This window comes from Salmonella sp. JXY0409-18, from assembly GCF_020268625.1.
GTDB lineage: Bacteria > Pseudomonadota > Gammaproteobacteria > Enterobacterales > Enterobacteriaceae > Salmonella > Salmonella enterica.
Genome location: NZ_CP084216.1, coordinates 2,378,333 through 2,399,114 on the forward strand (window position 1 = coordinate 2,378,333; position 20,782 = coordinate 2,399,114).

Consider the following 20,782-nt stretch of genomic DNA (forward strand, 5'->3'; position numbering starts at 1 on the left):
TTCGTCAGCGCGCGATAGAGCTAATGTATTGAGATCCGGTGGGCGTTGATGAAAAAGCTGTTTGTGCAGTTTTATCTTTTGCTGTTCGTCTGTTTTCTGGTCATGACCTTATTGGTCGGACTGGTGTACAAATTCACTGCCGAACGCGCGGGCAGGCAATCGCTCGACGATCTGATGAAAAGTTCGCTCTATCTGATGCGCAGCGAACTGCGGGAAATTCCGCCGCGTGAATGGGGGAAAACGTTAAAAGAGATGGACCTGAACCTCTCTTTCGATTTACGCGTTGAACCGTTAAATCACTATAAGCTTGATGCCGCCACCACGCAGCGACTGCGTGAAGGCGATATTGTCGCGCTTGACGATCAATACACCTTTATTCAGCGTATCCCGCGCAGCCATTACGTCCTGGCGGTTGGCCCGGTTCCCTATCTCTATTTCCTGCATCAAATGCGACTGCTGGATATCGCCTTAATGGCGCTCATTGCCTTTTCTCTCGCCTTTCCTGTGTTTATCTGGATGCGCCCGCACTGGCAAGAAATGCTCAGGCTCGAATCCGCCGCACAGCGCTTTGGCGAGGGTCACTTGACTGAACGCCTGCACTTCGATAATGGCTCCAGTTTCGAACGTCTGGGTGTCGCGTTCAACCAGATGGCGGATAACATTAATGCTCTGATCGCCAGTAAAAAACAGCTGATTGACGGTATCGCCCACGAGCTTCGCACGCCGCTGGTACGTTTACGCTATCGGCTTGAAATGAGTGAAAATCTGACACCGCCGGAATCACAGGCGCTCAATCGCGATATTGGTCAACTGGAAGCGCTGATTGAAGAACTGCTCACCTATGCGCGCCTTGACCGACCGCAAAATGAACTGATGTTGACCGAACCCGACCTCCCCGCCTGGTTGCTCGCGCATTTGCAGGATGTGCAGAGCGTGAACCCGGAACGTGCCGTAAACCTTCTCACATCTGTAATTGGCGATTATGGCGCGCTTGATATGCGGTTAATGTCGCGAGTGCTGGATAACCTGCTGAATAATGCGTTGCGCTACAGTCGTACCACCGTTCAGGTCAGTCTGTTACTCGACGGCAGTCAGGCAACGCTGATAGTCGAAGATGACGGCCCCGGCATTGAAGCGGATGCGCGAGAGCGCGTATTTGAACCTTTTGTCAGACTCGACCCCAGTAGAGACCGGGCGACAGGCGGCTGCGGGCTTGGACTCGCCATCGTACACTCTATCGCCCTGGCGATGGGCGGTAGCGTCGTCTGTGACGAGAGCGAACTGGGCGGCGCAAAATTTAGCTTTCACTGGCCGGTCTGGCACGCGATGCCCGACATGACCGCTGCCTGACGTATTTTGCACGCTGGTTGAGCGGCGGGAACTGTGCTATACAGATAGTATGTTGTAACTAAAGTGAGTGATACCATGTCCCGCTACGATCTCGTTGAACGCCTGAATGGCACTTTTCGCCAGATAGAACAACACCTGGCGGCGCTGACGGATAATCTACAGCAGCATTCGCTACTTATCGCCCGTGTCTTTTCACTGCCGCAGGTGACCAAAGAGGCGGAACATGCGCCGCTGGATACTATCGAGGTAACGCAACATCTGGGGAAAGAGGCCGAAGCGCTGGCGCTACGTCACTATCGCCATTTGTTTATTCAACAGCAGTCCGAAAACCGCAGCAGTAAAGCCGCCGTCCGCCTGCCTGGCGTCTTATGCTATCAAGTGGATAATGCGACACAGTTAGATCTGGAAAATCAGGTACAGCGCATTAACCAGTTGAAAACCACCTTCGAGCAGATGGTTACGGTAGAGTCCGGTCTTCCCTCAGCGGCACGTTTTGAGTGGGTGCATCGGCATCTACCCGGCTTAATTACGCTGAACGCTTACCGCACGCTGACGCTTATCAATAACCCCGCCACTATACGTTTCGGCTGGGCAAATAAACATATTATTAAAAATTTAAGCCGGGATGAGGTTCTGAGCCAGTTGAAAAAAAGCCTCGCGTCGCCGCGCAGCGTCCCGCCGTGGACGCGCGAACAATGGCAATTCAAGCTGGAACGGGAATATCAGGATATCGCTGCCTTACCGCAGCAGGCCCGACTCAAGATTAAGCGTCCGGTTAAAGTACAGCCGATCGCCCGCATCTGGTATAAAGGCCAGCAGAAACAGGTGCAACACGCCTGCCCCACGCCGATTATCGCATTAATCAACACGGACAACGGCGCTGGCGTGCCGGATATTGGCGGGCTGGAAAACTATGACGCCGATAATATTCAGCACCGTTTTAAACCACAGGCGCAACCGCTGCGACTGACTATTCCGCGACTGCACCTGTATGTGGCGGATTAACGTCCCGGCGTCATACTGCCAACCATCAATTCCGGACGTACCCAGGCGTCGAACTCCTCATCGCTAAGATATCCTAATGCCACGGCTGAGGCTTTGAGCGTCAGCCCTTCTTTATGCGCCTTCTTCGCAATCTCCGCCGCTTTATCGTAACCGATGTGCGTATTCAGCGCAGTGACCAGCATCAGCGACTCATTCAGCAACTGCGTAATACGCTCGCGGTTTGGCTCGATTCCTGATGCACAGTGTTGATTGAAACTCGCCATGCCATCGGCCAGCAGGCGCACCGTTTGCAGAAAATTATGAATAACCATCGGACGATAGACGTTGAGCTCAAAGTTGCCCGATGCGCCCCCCATATTGATGGCCACATCGTTACCCATCACCTGGCAACATAGCATCGTTACCGCTTCACACTGGGTCGGGTTCACTTTACCAGGCATAATGGAACTGCCCGGCTCATTCTCAGGGATAGCAATCTCGCCAATGCCGCAGCGCGGGCCGGATGCCAGCCAGCGAACATCGTTGGCGATTTTCATCAGCGAGGCCGCCAGCCCTTTTAATGCGCCATGCGCCTGTACCAACGCGTCACAGGTCGCCAGCGCTTCGAATTTATTCGGGGCGGTAACAAACGGCGCCGCGGTAATCGTCGCCAGTTCCTCGGCCACGCGCCGGGCATATTCCGGGTGGGTATTAAGCCCTGTCCCTACTGCGGTTCCGCCGAGCGCCAGTTCCGCGACGTGCGGTAAACTGTGCTCAATGTGTCTGAGGTTATGTTCCAGCATGGCTACCCAACCGGAAATCTCCTGGCCTAAGGTGAGCGGCGTCGCGTCCTGCAGGTGAGTACGGCCAATTTTGACAATATCGGCGAAAGCGTGGGATTTATCGCGAAGCGTATCCGTTAATGCGGATAATTGCGGGATAAGGTGTTCGCGCAACGCCAGTAACGCCGCCACGTGCATGGCGGTTGGGAACACATCGTTTGAGCTTTGACTCTTATTGACGTCATCATTGGGATGCACCTTGCGTTCCATACCGCGAACGCCGCCCAAAATTTCACTGGCGCGGTTCGCTAACACTTCATTCATATTCATGTTGCTTTGCGTACCGGACCCGGTCTGCCAAATCGCCAGCGGAAACTCATCAGCATGTTTTCCCGCCAGCACTTCATCAGCCGCCTGGATAATCGCGCTGGCTTTTTCCGCCGCCAACAACCCTAAGTCCTGGTTGACCTTCGCAGCGGCGCGCTTGGTCAACGCCAGAGCATGAATGAGCGAGACGGGCATTTTCTCCGTGGAAATCCGAAAATGCTCCAGCGAACGTTGAGTCTGCGCCCCCCACAGTTTATCTGCCGGGACTTCAATCGCGCCCATTGAATCTTTCTCGCGGCGTACCGTTACCATTACCTGCTCCTTACTCAAGTTGATGAGATCATGTGTCGACATTGCTCACATGTTTGCGGTCTTATGAGTATTAACGATAACAACACAACGGTGTAGACCGGATAAGGCGCTTGCGCCGTTCTCCGGCAAAATAGCGAATCATGTTACCGCCCCGCAGGGCGGCGACATTACTTAACGCAGCGCGCGCACTGCGATGACTGAATCTGCTGGAAGAAATCGTTACCTTTATCATCCACCAGAATGAAGGCAGGAAAATCCTCCACTTCAATTTTCCAGATAGCCTCCATACCCAGTTCAGGATATTCCACGCACTCCAGGCGCTTGATACTGCCCTGCGCCAGAACGGCTGCCGGGCCGCCGATACTGCCCAGGTAGAAGCCGCCATGTTTCTTACAGGCATCGGTCACCTGCTGGCTGCGGTTGCCTTTCGCCAGCATGATCATACTGCCGCCCTGCGACTGGAGCTGATCAACATAAGAGTCCATCCGTCCTGCGGTAGTCGGCCCAAGCGACCCGGAGGCGTACCCTTCCGGCGTTTTTGCCGGCCCCGCATAATAGATAGGATGATCTTTGATGTACTGCGGCAAACCTTCGCCTCTGTCCATACGTTCTTTCAGTTTAGCGTGCGCGATGTCGCGGCCCACAATAATCGTGCCGTTCAGCGACAGGCGCGTTGATACCGGATACTGCGACAGTTGTTGCAGTATCTCGCTCATGGGACGGTTAAGATCAACGCGCACCGCCTCGCCCTCTCCCGCCTGGCGCAGCGCCTCAGGAATATATTTACCTGGATTGCGCTCCAGCTTCTCGATCCAGATCCCTTCCCGGTTGATCTTCGCTTTAATGTTTCGATCCGCGGAGCAGGACACGCCCATACCTACCGGACACGATGCCCCGTGGCGCGGCAATCGGATGACACGAATATCGTGAGCGAAATACTTGCCGCCGAACTGCGCGCCTAAGCCAAGATTTTGCGCCTCAAGCAACAATTCTTTTTCCAGCTCAATATCGCGGAAGGCCTGCCCGTGTTCATTGCCTTCGGTCGGTAGCGCATCATAGTATTTTGCCGAGGCCAGCTTAACGGTCTTCAGGTTCGCTTCCGCCGAGGTGCCGCCAATGACAAACGCAATGTGATACGGCGGACAGGCGGCGGTGCCCAGCGTACGCATCTTATCGACGAGATAATTTTTGAGCTTACCCGGCGTCAGAAGCGCTTTTGTCTCCTGATAGAGGTAGGTTTTATTCGCCGATCCGCCGCCTTTAGCGATACAGAGGAATTTATATTCATCGCCATCGACGCTGTAGAGATCGATCTGCGCCGGCAGGTTAGTACCGGTATTGACCTCTTTGTACATATCCAGCGCCGCGTTCTGCGAATAGCGCAGGTTATCTTCGATATAGGTGTTATATACGCCGCGAGCCAGCGCCGCTTCATCACCTCCACCAGTCCAGACGCGTTGGCCTTTTTTGCCGACAATAATGGCCGTACCGGTATCCTGGCAGGTAGGCAACACGCCCTTGGCCGCGATATCGGAGTTTCGCAGGAATTGCAGCGCGACATATTTGTCGTTTTCACTGGCCTGCGGATCGCGCAGAATATCCGCCACCTGCTGCTGATGCGCGGGACGTAACATAAAAGACGCATCGTGGAAGGCCTGACGCGCCAACAACGTTAGCGCTTCCGGCGCGACTTTCAGGATCTCTTGTCCTTCGAATTCGGCGACGGAAACATGTTCGCTGGTCAACAAGTAGTACTCGGTATCGTCCTTTTTGAGGGGAAAAGGGTCTTGATAAAAGAAGGGTTTGTTTGACATTGTGCTCTCACTTACCGCTCGGTATGGTTATTCTCTGGGCAGGTGTTCCATTGCCCGACTAAAAGCGAGTAACACTATCCTACACAATTTTTTAACAAAAACTGAGACAAGTACGACTTTTTACGCGTGGAGGTTACTTCATGCGGGTTTCTTGGTTTAATACTCCCATTGATCTCCACATTGAAACAGGGCTTGATAATGCAAAAACTCATTAACTCAGTGCAAAACTATGCCTGGGGAAGTAAAACTGCGTTAACGGAACTTTATGGCATCGCCAATCCGCAGCAGCAGCCAATGGCTGAACTCTGGATGGGCGCGCATCCCAAAAGCAGCTCGCGAATCACCACCGCCAACGGCGAAACCGTCTCCCTGCGTGACGCCATCGAAAAGAATAAAACCGCCATGCTGGGCGAAGCGGTAGCCAACCGTTTCGGCGAACTGCCGTTTCTGTTTAAAGTACTGTGCGCCGCGCAGCCGCTCTCTATTCAGGTACACCCGAATAAACGCAACTCCGAAATCGGTTTCGCGAAAGAAAATGCGGCGGGTATCCCCATGGATGCCGCAGAGCGGAACTATAAAGATCCTAACCATAAACCAGAGCTGGTTTTTGCCCTGACGCCTTTCCTGGCGATGAACGCGTTCCGCGAATTTTCTGACATTGTCTCTTTACTGCAACCTGTCGCCGGCGCGCATTCCGCTATCGCCCACTTTTTGCAGGCGCCGAACGCTGAACGTCTGAGCCAGCTTTTCGCCAGCCTGTTGAATATGCAAGGCGAAGAAAAATCCCGCGCGTTAGCCGTACTCAAAGCGGCGCTTAACAGCCAGCAAGGCGAACCGTGGCAAACGATCCGCGTGATTTCAGAGTATTATCCTGACGACAGCGGGCTTTTCTCTCCTTTGTTGCTGAATGTGGTCAAACTGAATCCCGGCGAAGCGATGTTCCTGTTTGCCGAAACGCCTCATGCTTATCTGCAGGGCGTTGCGCTGGAAGTCATGGCAAACTCCGATAACGTTCTGCGCGCTGGCCTTACGCCAAAATATATCGACATCCCTGAGCTGGTCGCGAACGTGAAGTTCGAACCTAAACCTGCCGGCGAGTTGCTGACGGCCCCGGTGAAAAGCGGCGCGGAGCTGGACTTCCCAATTCCGGTTGACGATTTTGCTTTTTCACTGCACGACCTGGCGCTTCAGGAGACGAGCATCGGCCAACACAGCGCCGCGATTCTGTTCTGCGTTGAGGGTGAGGCGGTGTTACGTAAAGATGAACAGCGTCTGGTACTGAAGCCGGGTGAATCGGCCTTTATCGGCGCGGATGAGTCTCCGGTTAACGCCAGCGGCACAGGCCGTTTAGCGCGTGTTTATAACAAGCTGTAGCAACGTACTGAATTTTTTAACAACTCTTGCTAAGCTTATAACAGACGTAAAACTCCTCCAGGCGGTTTAATCCGCCTGGTTTCATTTTTATGGACAATTGATATGAAAAAAACACTGGTAGCTGCAGGTGTAGTGATTGCACTTGGCATCGTCTGGACAGGCGGCGCCTGGTATACGGGGAAAAAGCTGGAGAACCATCTTGCAGAAATGGTGACTCAGGCCAATGAACAGCTCAAGCGTACTGCGCCGGAGGCCGGTGTCGAATTAAGTTATCAAAACTACCAGCGTGGCGTGTTCAGTAGCCATCTGCAACTGGTTGTCAAACCGGTTGCCGGCGCAGACAATACCTGGTTGAAGCCCGGGCAAAGCATTGTGCTGGACGAGTCCGTTTCACATGGCCCCTTCCCGCTCGCCCAGCTCAAAACGCTCAATCTGATCCCTTCTATGGCGTCGGTAAAAACCACCCTGGTGAATAACGATGCGGCAAAACCCCTCTTTGATATCGCGAAAGGCGACACGCCCTTTGTTATCAATACCCGCATTGGTTATGGCGGCGATACCCGCTCCGATATCTCTCTCAAGCCGTTAAACTACGAGAATGCCGGTGAAAAGGTCGCCTTTAGCGGCGGCGAGTTCCAGCTTAACGCCGATAAAGACGGTAATGTGGTTTCGCTGTCGGGCGAAGCGCAGAGCGGCCTGGTCGATGCCGTTAACGAATATAATCAGAAGGTCCAACTCACCTTTAATAATTTGAAAACAGACGGTACCAGTAAGCTGGCAAGCTTTGGCGAGCGTGTAGGCGACCAAAAGTTAACGCTGGATAAACTGTCCATCGCCATTGAGGGTAAAGAGATGGCGGTGCTGGAAGGGATGGAAATTGCCGGCAAGTCCGATCTCGTCAACGACGGAAAAACCATTAACAGCCAGTTGGATTACTCGCTTAACAGCCTGAAAGTGCAGAATCAGGATTTGGGCAGCGGTAAATTAACGCTGAAAGTCGGTCAAATCGACGGCGAAGCCTGGCACCAGTTTAGTCAGCAATATCATGCGCAAACGCAGGCGCTGTTGAATCAGCCGGACGTGGCGCAGAATCCTGAGCTTTATCAGCAAAAAGTCACTGAAGCGTTCTTTAGCGCTCTCCCCGTGCTGTTAAAAGGCGATCCGGTACTGACCCTGGCGCCGCTTAGCTGGAAAAACGCCAAAGGGGAAACCACGCTGAATCTGTCGCTGTTCCTCAAAGATCCGGCAACCACAACGGCACAACCGCAAACGCTGGCGCAGGAAGTCGACCGCTCCGTGAAATCGCTGGATGCGAAACTGGCAATTCCGATGGACATGGCGGTCGAATTTATGACGCAGATAGCAAAACTGGAAGGCTATCAGCAGGATGATGCGGAAAAACTGGCAAAACAGCAGGTGCAGGGGCTGTCCGCAATGGGTCAGATGTTCCGACTGACAACGCTGAAGGATAATACTATCGCCTCCAGTTTGCAGTACGCCAATGGCCAGATCACGCTCAACGGACAAAAAATGCCGTTGGAAGACTTTGTCGGCCTGTTTGGAATGCCGGCGCTTTCCGTTCCGGACGTTCCGGCGCTGCCTCAACAATAATCGCCTTGCCGGGTGTCGCGACGCTGCACCCGGTCTGCGCCGAACGACGCGCAGCCTCTACTTTTGCGTTACCAGGCGAGCGGCTATCGTTTGACTCCGCACATGGTGCTCGTCGTGAGCAATACGCTGCAATATTCGTTCGGCCAGGGTATAGCCTATTTCTCGCGCCGGCGTACTGGCCCAGATAATCGGCAGGTCGTCGAGGGCGTTCTCCGCCACATCAGCAAACGCCGCCAGCGACACCTGCTGCTCGAAATAACGATCGACACCGCTCTCGCCACTCTGTCGTCCGGCTCTCAGCAGGCCAAACCACGCCCCCATCGCAATGGTTTCGTTGTAACAAACGACCGCGCTAATGGTCGGATTGTATCGCAACAGCGCGGTAATGCTTTCTGCTGCCTGCTTCTGACTGGAAGCGCATTCCACGACCCACTCGCTGTGAAACGGTAGACCGTATTTTAACAACGTCGCGCAATAGCCGCCCACGCGCTCCGCGCGGGTTAAAGATGCGCTTTGTCCACCCAGCCAGGCGATGCGCTGATGGCCCTGACGAATAAGGTACTCCGTCAGGAGCTGCGCCGCCTGCATGTTGTCAGGCCGAACGGTATCGGCATCATCAAGATAGCTGGCGCGTGACGCAAACACGACCGGAATTCCTTGTGCGTCGGCCTGCGCTCTCAGCGCTTCGCTACTGCCCGCCGCACCGGCGATCACCATGCCATCCACACCCTGATTGAGCAACATGGTAAAACGCTGATTTAGCTGTTCGCCATCTTTCCCCCCGTGCAGGAGAAAAACCATACGGCCTTGCGCTTCCAGCGCTTCCGTTAACCCGGCGGTCAATTCGGCATAAAAGGGTGCCGATAAATCACGCACGATCAAACCGATAACGCCGCTTTGCCCGCCACGCAGCGAGGACGCCTGGCGGTTACGCACAAAACCCAGTTGTTCAATTGCCGCGTTCACGCGCTCGCCGGTCGCGGCCGATATTCGCCCCTTGCCGCTCAGCACTAAGGAAACGGTGCTCACCGACACGCCAGCCGCCAGCGCAACATCGTGGATAGTGATTTTTTTGGCGATAGCCATGTCAACAAATCGCTCCAGAATCTGACAGATAAAACGTTTTACCTATCCATTATCTTTATACGCGTTATTATCGGTCAGTAATGTGATTAATGCCGCACTAAAATTTGATAAAACGTTTTATCTTTTCGCCATCATAACCTGACACCGGCCTTTATTAACAAGGAGTCGTTAGATGACGACGAAAACCACGCCAAAAATAACGCTATGGGAATTTTTCCAGCAACTGGGCAAAACGTTTATGTTGCCCGTCGCCTTGCTCTCGTTCTGCGGCATTATGCTCGGTATCGGCAGCTCGCTCAGTAGCCACGACGTTATCACCCTGCTCCCCGTGCTGGGTAATCCCTTGCTACAGGCTATCTTCACCTGGATGAGTAAAGTAGGTTCTTTTGCCTTTAGCTTCCTGCCGGTGATGTTTTGTATCGCGATTCCGCTCGGTCTGGCGCGGGAAAACAAAGGCGTCGCCGCGTTTGCCGGGTTTGTCGGTTATGCGGTCATGAATCTGGCAGTCAACTTCTGGCTCACGGCAAAAGGCATTCTGCCGACCACCGATGCGGCGGTGCTGAAAGCCAATAACGTACAAAATATTCTGGGCATCCCCTCTATCGATACCGGCATCCTCGGCGCCGTTATCGCTGGTATTATTGTCTGGATGCTGCATGAACGGTTTCATACCATTCGTTTGCCGGATGCGCTGGCTTTTTTCGGCGGTACGCGTTTTGTACCTATCGTTTCCGCCGTTGTGATGGGGCTCGTCGGCCTGGTTATCCCGCTCGTCTGGCCGGTTTTTGCGATGGGAATTAGTGGACTGGGTCATATCATCAATAGCGCCGGCGACTTTGGACCGATGATTTTCGGCACCGGCGAGCGCCTGCTGTTGCCTTTTGGTCTGCACCATATTCTGGTAGCGCTGATTCGCTTCACCGAGGCGGGCGGTACGCAAGAGGTATGCGGGCATACCGTGAGCGGCGCATTGACTATTTTCCAGGCCCAACTCAGTTGCCCAACGACGCACGGCTTCTCTGAAAGCGCCACTCGCTTCTTATCGCAAGGCAAAATGCCAGCGTTTCTCGGTGGGTTGCCGGGCGCCGCGCTGGCAATGTACCACTGTGCCCGTCCAGAAAACCGCCCTAAAATTAAAGGATTATTGATTTCCGGTTTAATCGCCTGCGTTGTCGGCGGTACAACGGAGCCGCTGGAATTCCTGTTCCTGTTCGTAGCGCCGGTGCTGTACGTTATTCATGCTCTGCTGACCGGGCTGGGCTTTACCATCATGGCTATTCTCGGCGTCACTATCGGCAATACGGATGGCAATATTATTGACTTTGTGGTGTTTGGCATCCTGCATGGTCTGTCAACAAAATGGTATCTGGTACCGGTAGTGGCGGCGATTTGGTTTGCGGTTTACTACCTCATTTTCCGCTTCGCCATTACACGCTTTAACCTCAAAACACCGGGGCGCGAAGCGGAGATCGCCACCAGCATTGAAAAAGCGATCGCTGGCGCGCCAGGAAAATCCGGCTACAACGTGCCTGCTATCCTGGCGGCATTAGGCGGCACGGAAAACATCGTGAGTCTGGACAACTGCATCACCCGCCTACGTCTGTCCGTGAAAGATATGTCGCTTGTCGATGTCCAGGCATTGAAGGACAATCGTGCGATAGGCGTCGTACAGCTCAATCAGCATAATTTGCAGGTGGTTATCGGCCCGCAGGTTCAGTCGGTAAAAGATGAAATGGTTGGTCTGATGAATACCGTTCAGGCATAAGGAAGAGATATGTTCGATTTTTCACAGGAAGTTGACCGTCGCGGGACATGGTGTACGCAGTGGGATTATGTCGCCGATCGTTTTGGCGAAGCCGATCTGCTCCCCTTTACGATCTCGGATATGGATTTTGCCACCGCGCCGTGTATCCTGGAGGCGCTAAACCAGCGCCTTTCCCACGGTGTGCTGGGCTATAGCCGCTGGAAAAATGAGGCGTTTTTAGGGGCGATTACCCACTGGTTTGCGACACGCCATCAGACCACGATAGATGCCCACTCCCTCGTATACGGCCCCTCCGTTATCTATATGGCGTCCGAGCTTATCCGCCAGTGGTCCAACGAAGGCGATGGCGTGGTAGTTCATACCCCCGCTTACGATGCTTTTTATAAAGCGATTGAAGGCAACCATCGCATCGTCACTCCCGTCCCGCTGGAGAAAGAAGGCAACGCCTGGTATTGCGATATGGCCAAACTGGAGGCGGCGCTGGCGCGTCCGGAAAGCAAAATCCTGCTGCTGTGCAGTCCGCAAAATCCCACCGGTAAAGTGTGGACGCGTGACGAGCTGGAAACGATGTCAACGCTGTGCGAGCGCCATGGCGTACGGGTGATTTCCGATGAAATTCACATGGATATGGTATGGGGAAACCAGCCGCATATTCCCTGGAGCAATGTCGCGCGCGGAGACTGGGCGCTGCTCTCCTCCGGCTCGAAAAGCTTCAACATTCCGGCATTAACCGGCGCTTATGGAATCATTGAAAATAGTGAAAGCCGTGAACGCTACCTGGCCGCCTTAAAAGGGCGCGACGGCCTCTCTTCGCCAGCGGTGCTCTCGCTCACGGCGCATATTGCCGCGTATCAGCACGGCGCGCCGTGGCTGGATGCGTTACGCGCCTCGCTGGCGGCTAATATGCGCTATATTGAGCAGGCGCTGAATGGCGCCTTTCCGACGTTGAACTGGCAAGCGCCGCCATCGACCTATCTGGCCTGGATTGATCTCCGTCCACTCGGCATTGACGATCAAAAATTACAGCACACGCTCATTCATCAGGAGAAAGTCGCCATTATGCCCGGCGATACCTATGGCACAGAAGGCCGGGGATTTGTGCGTCTGAATGCCGGATGCCCTCGCCTGAAACTTGAAAAAGGCGTCAACGGATTGATTAATGCTATCCGCACCGTTCGCTGATACTGTCTACAAGCGGGGGGTTGACCCTTTATCCTAAGATGCGATAACAGAGCCCCCCCGTGAGCTGACCGGGGGCGCGTTAAAGAGAATGATACAAAATTTCTCCCGCGCTCTCGCGAAGTTGCAACGTAATGACTCCGTTTTTGCAAAATTTCCAGAGGATTATCAATCTGTAGTATAATGGTGCGCACTTTTATTAAAAATTGAGTGCGCCCATGATTGATATTACGCTTCCTTTGACTGACATCCACCGCCACCTTGATGGCAACATTCGCGCCCAAACAATTCTGGATCTTGGTCGGCAGTTCAACATCGCCCTTCCCGCCCAAACGCTGGAAACGTTGATTCCGCATGTCCAGGTCACCTCAACCGAACCCGATTTAGTGAGCTTTCTCACGAAGCTCGATTGGGGGGTAAAAGTCCTGGCATCGCTTGACGCCTGCCGCCGTGTGGCCTTTGAAAATATTGAAGATGCCGCACGTAACGGCCTGCATTACGTCGAGCTTCGCTTTTCGCCCGGCTATATGGCGATGGCGCATCAGTTACCGATCGCAGGCGTGGTTGAAGCCGTTATCGACGGAGTACGCGACGGCTGTAACACGTTTGGCGTCGAGGCGCGACTCATTGGCATTATGAGCCGTACCTTCGGCGAGGCGGCATGTTTACAGGAGCTTGATGCGCTGTTGGCGCACAGAGAGAAAATCACCGCGCTGGATTTAGCCGGTGATGAGCTGGGCTTTCCCGGCAGTCTGTTTTTGTCGCACTTTAATCGGGCGCGCGATGCGGGCTGGCATATTACCGTTCACGCTGGCGAAGCCGCAGGGCCGGAAAGTATCTGGCAGGCGATTCGCGAACTGGGGGCCGAACGTATCGGACATGGCGTAAAAGCTGTCGAAGATCGCGCGTTAATGGATTTTCTTGCACAGCAGCGTATCGGTATTGAATCCTGTCTGACCTCGAATATTCAGACCAGTACCGTCGCATCGCTGGCAGATCATCCGCTCAAAACCTTCCTTGAGCATGGCGTTCTCGCCAGTCTTAATACGGACGATCCGGCTGTTCAGGGCGTAGATATTATCCATGAATATCACGTCGCCGCGCCAGCGGCAGGATTGAGCCGCGAACAGATTCGCCAGGCGCAGATTAACGGTCTGGAAATCGCCTTTCTGAGCGATGACGAAAAACGTGCGCTGCGCGAAAAAGTGGCCGCGGCGTAAGATTGCTTTATTGATGCTGACGTCCTCTCTCCGCCTGCGGTTTAATGCTATCACAGGCGGAGAAATGCGACATCTCAGGCAAGACACAGCGTCGCGCGATGTTTTGCCGATTCCATGCCCAGTTCAATCAACTCCATAATTTGAATCGCCTGGCTTGCCGGCACGGGATTTTCACCGTTACCGTTTAACGCATCGCGGATGGCGGCATAATATGCCGGATAGTTACCCGGCAACGTAAGCCAGTTCTCTTCTTTGCGCGTCTCTCCCTCAACCAGGGTCAATACGCCGTCACGCATGTCGTATCCCCAGTCTTCCTGCGGTAAACGCTCGCCGTTTTTTAACCGTTCTTCCTGGGGATCGAGGCCATATTTTACATAGCTACCGCGCGAACCATGAACGATGTATCGCGCGGATTCCGCCGCGGCCAGCATCGTACCGTGCAAAATCACGCGGCGCTGGGGGTAGGATAAAATCGCGTGGAAATAATCTGTAGATTGCGCACCCGGACGCAGCTGCGCTAAATCCACCGTCATGCTGACCGGCAGGCCAAAAAGTTGAATGGCCTGATCCAACAAGTGCGGCGCCAGATCGTACCAGATACCACTTCCTGGCCCGCCTTGCTCGCGCCAGCGGTCGCGCACCTGGGGACGGAAGCGATCAAAGTGGGATTCAAACAAGGACACCTCGCCGAGCACGCCATCCGCCAGCAAGGCCTTCAGCGTCAAAAAATCGCTGTCCCAGCGTCGGTTGTGGAAGACGGAAAGTACCCGACCAGTGCTCCGCGCAAGCGCATCCAATTCTCGCGCCTGTGACAGTGTCACGGTAAAGGGTTTATCAACCACCACATGCTTACCGGCTTCCAGCGCAGCTTTCGCCAGCGGGAAATGGGTATCGTTGGGCGTCGGGATCACGATCAGGTCGATATGCGGATCGTTAAATAAATGTCGGGGCTCAGAGACCACGGAAACCGCCGGCCAGTCTGCTTTCACTTTTGTTTCATCGCTGCTGGATACCGCCGCAAGCTCTAGCCCTGGCGTTCCCATAATTAAGGGCGCATGAAAGGTTTTACTGGCGTAGCCATAACCGATTAACCCAACGCGGATTTTGTCATTCATCTCACTGCCTCCGGTTTTAGATATCGCTATTCCACACCATCGTGCGATTAGCCGCAATAGCGTCCTGACCATCAACGTAGCATCAAATGATTAACTTGTTACAGAACAGAGGCTGAAAACGTTTCCCTCCCTCTTGCCGACCGTTCGCCAGGAAAGTAACATTTACCCCCTGTGTTTATGGATAAATCAAAGCAAATGTCGTCAATAATGAATCGTCTTATTGAATTAACTGGGTGGATAGTTCTCGTTATCTCAGTCATTCTTTTAGGTATTGCCAACCATATTGACAATTACCAACCACCAGAGCCCACGGCTTCCGTTCAGAAGAAGTAAGCGTCAGATAATGTAAAGGCATTTTCGCGTGGTACGGTAAGCGGCGCCCCGGGGGGTGCAAAGAAAAGTCAAAAACCGGCAAAAAAAAACGAAATATGTCCTATCTGGTCTGACGTTTATTGCCTGTTGTAGGAAAGCGCGTTAACCTTTCGCCCCAGGCGCCATGTGGCGCCTGACTCTTTACCGGTAAGAATATTCCCTTTTTACCTGCACCCCTGACCTCTCACTGGTGCGGTTTTGTTTATTTTTTATCAGTGACTACTCCGTTGGCATTATATTTAATATGGATCAACTTTATATGACTGTTCAGGATTATCTATTAAAATTCCGCAAAATTAGTTCGCTCGAAAGTCTGGAAAAACTGTTCGACCACCTTAACTATACCCTTACTGATGACATGGACATTGTTAATATGTATCGCGCTGCAGATCACCGCCGTGCCGAACTGGTTTCCGGAGGACGCCTGTTTGATGTAGGTCAGGTTCCGCAATCCGTCTGGCGCTATGTGCAATAAAGAGAGTAGCGTTTAACATCAAAAACCTTATAATATTTGCCCCAAAATGAGCGGCATGACCGTTAACGCGCGTAACCCCGGAGAAGATATGACTACAACACCGCCACAACGAATTGGAGGCTGGCTTCTTGGCCCGTTAGCCTGGCTGTTAGTCGCGTTGTTGAGCGCCTCGCTGGCGTTATTACTCTACGTTATGGCGCTTGCCACACCGCAAACGTTCAAGACGCTTAGCGGACAGGAAACCGGTAATTTACTGCTATGGGGCATTTCATTTATTACCGCTATCGCCATGTGGTACTATACCCTGTGGTTGACGATCGCATTCTTCAAGCGCAGACGCTGCGTGCCGAAGCATTACATTATCTGGCTGCTGGTGTCGGTGTTACTGGCGGTTAAAGCATTTGCCTTTTCGCCCGTCTCAGATGCCTTTGCCGTGCGTCAGTTACTCTTCCCACTGTTGGCGACGGCGCTCATTGTGCCTTATCTCAAACGTTCAGCGCGCGTTAAAACAACGTTTGTTAATCCGTAATAACCCTACAGTTAACCTGTTGTCGCCTGTGGTAGTTTGACAGATAATAGGCGGCTTTTTTATTTCAGGCCGAAACATGACTGATTACCTGCTGCTCTTTGTCGGAACTGTACTGGTCAATAACTTTGTACTGGTCAAATTCCTGGGCCTTTGTCCCTTTATGGGCGTATCCAAAAAACTGGAAACCGCCATGGGGATGGGCCTCGCGACGACCTTTGTCATGACGCTGGCGTCGATATGCGCCTGGCTTATCGACACCTGGATACTTATTCCGCTGGATCTGATTTATCTGCGGACGCTGGCCTTTATCCTCGTCATTGCTGTGGTCGTGCAATTTACCGAAATGGTTGTACGGAAAACCAGCCCGGCGTTATACCGCTTGTTAGGCATCTTCTTACCACTGATTACCACTAACTGTGCGGTTCTGGGCGTAGCATTACTGAATATTAATCTCGGTCATCACTTTCTTCAGTCGGCGCTGTACGGATTTTCCGCCGCCGTCGGTTTTTCATTAGTGATGGTTCTGTTTGCCGCCATCCGCGAACGCCTTGCCGTAGCGGATGTGCCCGCCCCTTTTCGTGGTAACGCGATAGCATTGATTACCGCAGGATTAATGTCTTTGGCCTTTATGGGCTTTAGTGGTTTGGTGAAGTTGTAATGAATACTATCTGGATTGCCGTTGGCGCCCTGACCCTTCTGGGCCTGGTGTTCGGCGCCATTCTGGGTTATGCCTCCCGCCGATTCGCGGTTGAAGATGATCCGGTTGTTGAAAAAATCGATGCGATTTTGCCGCAGAGCCAGTGTGGTCAGTGCGGCTATCCCGGCTGCCGCCCCTACGCCGAAGCCGTGGGTCTCCAGGGCGAGAAAATCAATCGTTGCGCGCCCGGCGGCGAAGCCGTCATGCTGAAAATGGCAGAGCTGCTAAACGTAGAGCCGCAACCATGCGATGGTGAAGAACAGCAGGCTGCGCCAGTACGTATGCTGGCAGTTATTGATGAAAATAACTGCATTGGCTGCACAAAATGCATTCAGGCCTGCCCGGTTGACGCCATCGTTGGCGCAACGCGCGCCATGCACACGGTCATGAGCGATCTCTGTACTGGCTGTAATCTGTGCGTCGATCCGTGTCCGACGCACTGCATCGAATTACGTCCGGTGAATGAGACGCCCGACAGTTGGAAATGGGATTTGAACACCATTCCCGTTCGCATCATTCCCGTGGAACAACATGCTTAAACTATTTTCCGCTTTCAGAAAAGATAAAATCTGGGATTTCGACGGTGGTATTCATCCGCCCGAAATGAAGACCCAGTCAAACGGCACGCCGCTGCGCCAGGTGCCTTTAGCGCCGCGCTTCGTTATCCCCTTAAAACAGCACATTGGCGCTGAGGGAGAGCTGTGCGTTAGCGTCGGCGATCGCGTGCTGCGCGGCCAGGCGCTTACCCGTGGACGTGGGAGAATGCTGCCGGTACACGCGCCCACCTCCGGGACGGTTATCGCTATTGCGCCCCACTCGACGGCGCATCCTTCGGCGCTGGCGGAGTTAAGCGTCATCATTGATGCCGACGGCGAGGACCGCTGGATTGAACGCGAGGGCTGGTCTGATTACCGCGCCCACAGCCGTGAAGCGCTCATTGAACGCATTCATCAGTATGGCGTTGCCGGGCTTGGCGGCGCGGGGTTTCCCACCGGCGTTAAATTGCAGGGCGGCGGCGATAAAATCACCACGCTTATTATCAATGCCGCAGAGTGCGAACCTTACATTACGGCGGACGATCGTCTGATGCAGGACTGCGCCGCGCAGATTGTGGAAGGTATTCGCATCCTGGCGCATATTCTGCAACCGCGTGAGGTTTTAATCGGCATTGAAGATAACAAACCGCAGGCTATTTCCATGCTGCGCGCCGTACTGGCTGACGCCCACGATATTTCGTTACGTGTGATCCCAACCAAATACCCTTCCGGCGGCGCAAAACAGCTCACCCAAATACTGACGGGAAAACAGGTTCCCCACGGCGGGCGCTCCTCTGATATTGGCGTGCTGATGCAAAACGTCGGTACGGCTTATGCCGTTAAACGCGCCGTGGTTGACGGCGAACCGATCACAGAACGCGTTGTCACCTTAACGGGTGAAGCGGTAAGCCGTCCGGGTAACGTCTGGGCGCGGCTCGGCACTCCCGTTCGTCATTTGCTTAACGATGCCGGGTTCTGCCCTTCTGCTGACCAGATGGTCATCATGGGCGGCCCGTTGATGGGATTCACCCTTCCCTGGCTTGACGTACCGGTCGTAAAAATCACCAACTGCTTGCTGGCGCCATCCGTGACTGAAATGGGAGCGCCTCAGGAAGAGAAAAGCTGTATTCGTTGCAGTGCTTGCGCTGACGCTTGCCCTGCCGACCTTTTACCGCAGCAGCTTTATTGGTTCAGCAAAGGGCAGCAGCATGACAAGGCTACCGCTCACCATATTGCTGATTGTATAGAATGCGGCGCCTGCGCCTGGGTCTGCCCCAGTAATATTCCGCTCGTCCAATATTTCCGTCAGGAAAAAGCGGAGATTAATGCGATCAGGCTTGAAGAAAAACGCGCCGCCGAAGCCAAAGCACGTTTTGAGGCTCGTCAGGCAAGACTGGAGCGCGAAAAAGCCGCCCGCCTTGCACGTCATAAGAGCGCAGCGGTACAACCAGCGGCAAAAGATCAGGATGCCATTGCCGCTGCGCTGGCGCGGGTAAAAGAGAAACAGGCGCAGGCCACGCAACCGGTGGTTATTCAGGCGGGTAGTCTGCCAGACAATAGCGCCGTCATCGCGGCCCGTGAAGCGCGTAAAGCGCAAGCGCGCGCTAAACAAGCCGCTCATCCGATGGCTGACAGCGCGATACCCGGCGACGACCCGCGTAAAGCTGCAGTGGAGGCAGCCATCGCCCGCGCCAAAGCCCGTAAGCAGGAGCAGCAGGCCGGAAGCGAACCTGCCGAACCGGTCGATCCGCGTAAAGCCGCGGTGGAGGCGGCTATCGCTCGCGCCAAAGCCCGTAAGCAGGAGCAGCAGGCCGGAAGCGAACCTGCCGAACCGGTCGATCCGCGCAAAGCCGCGGTGGAAGCGGCTATCGCCCGCGCCAAAGCCCGCAAGCAGGAGAAGCAGGCCGGAAGCGAACCTGCCGAACCGGTCGATCCGCGTAAAGCCGCAGTGGAAGCGGCTATCGACCGCGCCAAAGCCCGCAAGCAGGAGCAGCAGGCCGGAAGCGAACCGGTCGATCCGCGCAAAGCCGCGGTGGAGGCGGCTATCGCCCGCGCCAAAGCCCGCAAGCAGGAGCAGCAGGCCGGAAGCGAACCTGTCGAACCGGCCGACCCGCGTAAAGCCGCGGTTGCTGCGGCGATCGCCCGCGTTCAGGCAAAAAAAGCAGCACAGCAGCAGGTAGTTAACGAGGATTAAATGGTATTCAGAATCGCAAGCTCGCCTTATACCCATAACCAGCGCCAGACATCGCGAATCATGTTGCTGGTATTAATCGCCGCTCTGCCGGGGATTGCCGCGCAGACGTGGTTTTTTGGTTGGGGAACGCTTTTCCAGATCGTTCTGGCTGCCATCACGGCGCTCGTCGCGGAAGCCATTGTCCTTAGACTGCGCAAACAATCGGTCGCCAGTCACCTACAGGATTATTCCGCGTTATTGACGGGGCTTTTGCTGGCGGTCAGCATCCCTCCGCTCGCGCCCTGGTGGATGGTCGTGCTGGGAACCGGATTCGCCATTATTATCGCTAAACAGTTATATGGCGGGCTGGGACAAAACCCCTTTAATCCGGCAATGATCGGTTACGTGGTGCTCTTAATCTCCTTTCCGGTGCAAATGACAAGCTGGTTGCCGCCTTATGAAATAGCCGCAACAACGCCCGATATGCTGGACACGTTGCGGATGATTTTTACCGGGCATACCGCCAGCGGCGGCGATATGACACTGCTACGTATTGGTATTGACGGTATCAGCCAGGCGACGCCGCTGGATACGTTTAAAACGTCCTTGCGCGCCGGGCACTCCGTTGAGCAAATCATGCAGTACCCGATATACAGCGGCGCGCTGGCTGGCGTGGGCTGGCAGTGGGTTAACCTCGCCTGGCTTGTCGGCGGCGTATTCCTGCTGTGGCAAAAAGCTATCCGCTGGCATATCCCGGTCAGTTTTCTACTGACGCTGGCGCTATGCGCCGCGTTAGGTTGGCTTTTTTCGCCCGCTACGCTGGCCTCGCCGCAGCTTCATCTGCTGTCAGGCGCCACCATGCTGGGCGCATTTTTTATCTTGACGGATCCGGTTACCGCCTCCACGACCAACCGTGGACGTTTAATTTTCGGCGCGCTGGCTGGGGTATTAGTGTGGCTGATTCGTAGCTTCGGCGGCTATCCGGACGGCGTTGCTTTTGCTGTCCTGTTGGCGAATATCACGGTTCCTCTGATCGACTACTACACGCGCCCCCGCGTCTATGGACATCGCAAAGGATAAA

Annotated in this window: 18 protein-coding genes; 14 read left to right on the top strand and 4 right to left on the bottom strand. The window is 54.2% G+C overall.

The features are described 5' to 3' along the window. Positions 1–48: 48 nt before the first annotated feature. Positions 49–1,350: a two-component system sensor histidine kinase RstB gene (gene rstB, locus LDB27_RS11445; RefSeq protein WP_023137425.1), complete on the top strand. Its 1,302-nt coding sequence runs from the start codon at positions 49–51 to the stop codon at positions 1,348–1,350. A gap of 75 nt (positions 1,351–1,425) precedes the next feature. Continuing rightward, entirely contained in the window at positions 1,426–2,355 is a 930-nt protein-coding gene (gene tus / locus LDB27_RS11450; protein ID WP_225519847.1) for a DNA replication terminus site-binding protein, read from the top strand. On the opposite strand, the gene fumC is transcribed toward tus, so the two are convergent. Next, on the bottom strand, positions 2,352–3,755 hold the full coding sequence (gene fumC, locus LDB27_RS11455; RefSeq protein ID WP_000259117.1) for a class II fumarate hydratase: 1,404 nt from the start codon (positions 3,753–3,755) through the stop codon (positions 2,352–2,354). The genes tus and fumC overlap by 4 nt on opposite strands. Positions 3,756–3,922: 167 nt before the next feature. Beyond that, the gene (gene fumB / locus LDB27_RS11460; protein ID WP_000066609.1) at positions 3,923–5,569 is read right to left on the bottom strand and encodes a class I fumarate hydratase; all 1,647 of its coding nucleotides are present in this window, start codon (positions 5,567–5,569) and stop codon (positions 3,923–3,925) included. A 198-nt stretch (positions 5,570–5,767) separates the two neighbouring features. On the opposite strand from fumB, the gene manA reads away from it, so the two are divergent. Further along, a complete protein-coding gene (gene manA, locus LDB27_RS11465; RefSeq protein WP_001170622.1) occupies positions 5,768–6,943 on the top strand; it encodes a mannose-6-phosphate isomerase in 1,176 nt (391 codons plus the stop codon). Positions 6,944–7,045: 102 nt separating this feature from the next. Continuing rightward, entirely contained in the window at positions 7,046–8,554 is a 1,509-nt protein-coding gene (locus LDB27_RS11470) for a YdgA family protein (protein WP_000753328.1), read from the top strand. Positions 8,555–8,611: 57 nt separating this feature from the next. Here LDB27_RS11470 and LDB27_RS11475 read toward each other — a convergent pair whose 3' ends face one another. Next, positions 8,612–9,640, bottom strand: a complete 1,029-nt coding sequence (locus LDB27_RS11475; RefSeq protein ID WP_109288097.1) for a Mal regulon transcriptional regulator MalI — start codon at positions 9,638–9,640, stop codon at positions 8,612–8,614. 172 nt (positions 9,641–9,812) lie between these two features. Here LDB27_RS11475 and malX point away from each other — a divergent pair, with 172 nt between their 5' ends. The 3 genes from malX to add all read left to right on the top strand — a co-directional run bounded on the left by malX (position 9,813) and on the right by add (position 13,804). After that, positions 9,813–11,405, top strand: a complete 1,593-nt coding sequence (malX, locus tag LDB27_RS11480; RefSeq protein WP_000208903.1) for a maltose/glucose-specific PTS transporter subunit IIBC — start codon at positions 9,813–9,815, stop codon at positions 11,403–11,405. A gap of 9 nt (positions 11,406–11,414) precedes the next feature. Then, positions 11,415–12,587 (top strand): MalY/PatB family protein, encoded by a 1,173-nt coding sequence (locus LDB27_RS11485; protein WP_111761507.1) that lies wholly within the window; start codon positions 11,415–11,417, stop codon positions 12,585–12,587. A 215-nt stretch (positions 12,588–12,802) separates the two neighbouring features. Next, positions 12,803–13,804, top strand: a complete 1,002-nt coding sequence (gene add, locus LDB27_RS11490; RefSeq protein ID WP_000565564.1) for an adenosine deaminase — start codon at positions 12,803–12,805, stop codon at positions 13,802–13,804. Positions 13,805–13,878: 74 nt separating this feature from the next. Here add and LDB27_RS11495 read toward each other — a convergent pair whose 3' ends face one another. Further along, positions 13,879–14,919, bottom strand: coding sequence for an oxidoreductase (locus LDB27_RS11495; RefSeq protein WP_000998242.1), 1,041 nt, complete (start codon positions 14,917–14,919; stop codon positions 13,879–13,881). A 207-nt stretch (positions 14,920–15,126) separates the two neighbouring features. On the opposite strand from LDB27_RS11495, the gene blr reads away from it, so the two are divergent. From blr to rsxD, 7 genes are all read left to right on the top strand, one after another. Further along, on the top strand, positions 15,127–15,252 hold the full coding sequence (blr, locus tag LDB27_RS11500) for a division septum protein Blr (RefSeq protein ID WP_001708800.1): 126 nt from the start codon (positions 15,127–15,129) through the stop codon (positions 15,250–15,252). Between the two features lie 298 nt (positions 15,253–15,550). Next, on the top strand, positions 15,551–15,766 hold the full coding sequence (gene ydgT, locus LDB27_RS11505) for a transcription modulator YdgT (RefSeq protein WP_000217946.1): 216 nt from the start codon (positions 15,551–15,553) through the stop codon (positions 15,764–15,766). Positions 15,767–15,854: 88 nt separating this feature from the next. Further along, positions 15,855–16,295, top strand: coding sequence for a DUF2569 domain-containing protein (locus tag LDB27_RS11510; protein WP_000214061.1), 441 nt, complete (start codon positions 15,855–15,857; stop codon positions 16,293–16,295). 76 nt (positions 16,296–16,371) lie between these two features. After that, positions 16,372–16,953 carry an electron transport complex subunit RsxA gene (gene rsxA, locus LDB27_RS11515; protein WP_000133179.1) on the top strand — a complete coding sequence of 194 codons (582 nt, stop codon included), beginning with the start codon at positions 16,372–16,374 and terminating at the stop codon, positions 16,951–16,953. Further along, the gene (gene rsxB, locus LDB27_RS11520; protein ID WP_001092600.1) at positions 16,953–17,531 is read left to right on the top strand and encodes an electron transport complex subunit RsxB; all 579 of its coding nucleotides are present in this window, start codon (positions 16,953–16,955) and stop codon (positions 17,529–17,531) included. Before rsxA ends, rsxB begins: the two co-directional genes overlap by 1 nt. Beyond that, positions 17,524–19,722, top strand: a complete 2,199-nt coding sequence (gene rsxC / locus LDB27_RS11525) for an electron transport complex subunit RsxC (protein ID WP_000915654.1) — start codon at positions 17,524–17,526, stop codon at positions 19,720–19,722. The genes rsxB and rsxC overlap by 8 nt, the downstream gene beginning before the upstream one ends. Then, a complete protein-coding gene (gene rsxD, locus LDB27_RS11530; protein WP_000231891.1) occupies positions 19,723–20,781 on the top strand; it encodes an electron transport complex subunit RsxD in 1,059 nt (352 codons plus the stop codon). It abuts the gene before it with no gap. Position 20,782 lies beyond the last annotated feature (1 nt).

Coding starts and splice junctions, on each gene's coding strand:
- rstB (WP_023137425.1), top strand. CDS start 49: ATGAAAAAGCTGTTTGTGCAGTTTTATCTTTTGCTGTTCGTCTGTTTT.
- tus (WP_225519847.1), top strand. CDS start 1,426: ATGTCCCGCTACGATCTCGTTGAACGCCTGAATGGCACTTTTCGCCAG.
- fumC (WP_000259117.1), bottom strand. CDS start 3,755: ATGGTAACGGTACGCCGCGAGAAAGATTCAATGGGCGCGATTGAAGTC.
- fumB (WP_000066609.1), bottom strand. CDS start 5,569: ATGTCAAACAAACCCTTCTTTTATCAAGACCCTTTTCCCCTCAAAAAG.
- manA (WP_001170622.1), top strand. CDS start 5,768: ATGCAAAAACTCATTAACTCAGTGCAAAACTATGCCTGGGGAAGTAAA.
- LDB27_RS11470 (WP_000753328.1), top strand. CDS start 7,046: ATGAAAAAAACACTGGTAGCTGCAGGTGTAGTGATTGCACTTGGCATC.
- LDB27_RS11475 (WP_109288097.1), bottom strand. CDS start 9,640: ATGGCTATCGCCAAAAAAATCACTATCCACGATGTTGCGCTGGCGGCT.
- malX (WP_000208903.1), top strand. CDS start 9,813: ATGACGACGAAAACCACGCCAAAAATAACGCTATGGGAATTTTTCCAG.
- LDB27_RS11485 (WP_111761507.1), top strand. CDS start 11,415: ATGTTCGATTTTTCACAGGAAGTTGACCGTCGCGGGACATGGTGTACG.
- add (WP_000565564.1), top strand. CDS start 12,803: ATGATTGATATTACGCTTCCTTTGACTGACATCCACCGCCACCTTGAT.
- LDB27_RS11495 (WP_000998242.1), bottom strand. CDS start 14,919: ATGAATGACAAAATCCGCGTTGGGTTAATCGGTTATGGCTACGCCAGT.
- blr (WP_001708800.1), top strand. CDS start 15,127: ATGAATCGTCTTATTGAATTAACTGGGTGGATAGTTCTCGTTATCTCA.
- ydgT (WP_000217946.1), top strand. CDS start 15,551: ATGACTGTTCAGGATTATCTATTAAAATTCCGCAAAATTAGTTCGCTC.
- LDB27_RS11510 (WP_000214061.1), top strand. CDS start 15,855: ATGACTACAACACCGCCACAACGAATTGGAGGCTGGCTTCTTGGCCCG.
- rsxA (WP_000133179.1), top strand. CDS start 16,372: ATGACTGATTACCTGCTGCTCTTTGTCGGAACTGTACTGGTCAATAAC.
- rsxB (WP_001092600.1), top strand. CDS start 16,953: ATGAATACTATCTGGATTGCCGTTGGCGCCCTGACCCTTCTGGGCCTG.
- rsxC (WP_000915654.1), top strand. CDS start 17,524: ATGCTTAAACTATTTTCCGCTTTCAGAAAAGATAAAATCTGGGATTTC.
- rsxD (WP_000231891.1), top strand. CDS start 19,723: ATGGTATTCAGAATCGCAAGCTCGCCTTATACCCATAACCAGCGCCAG.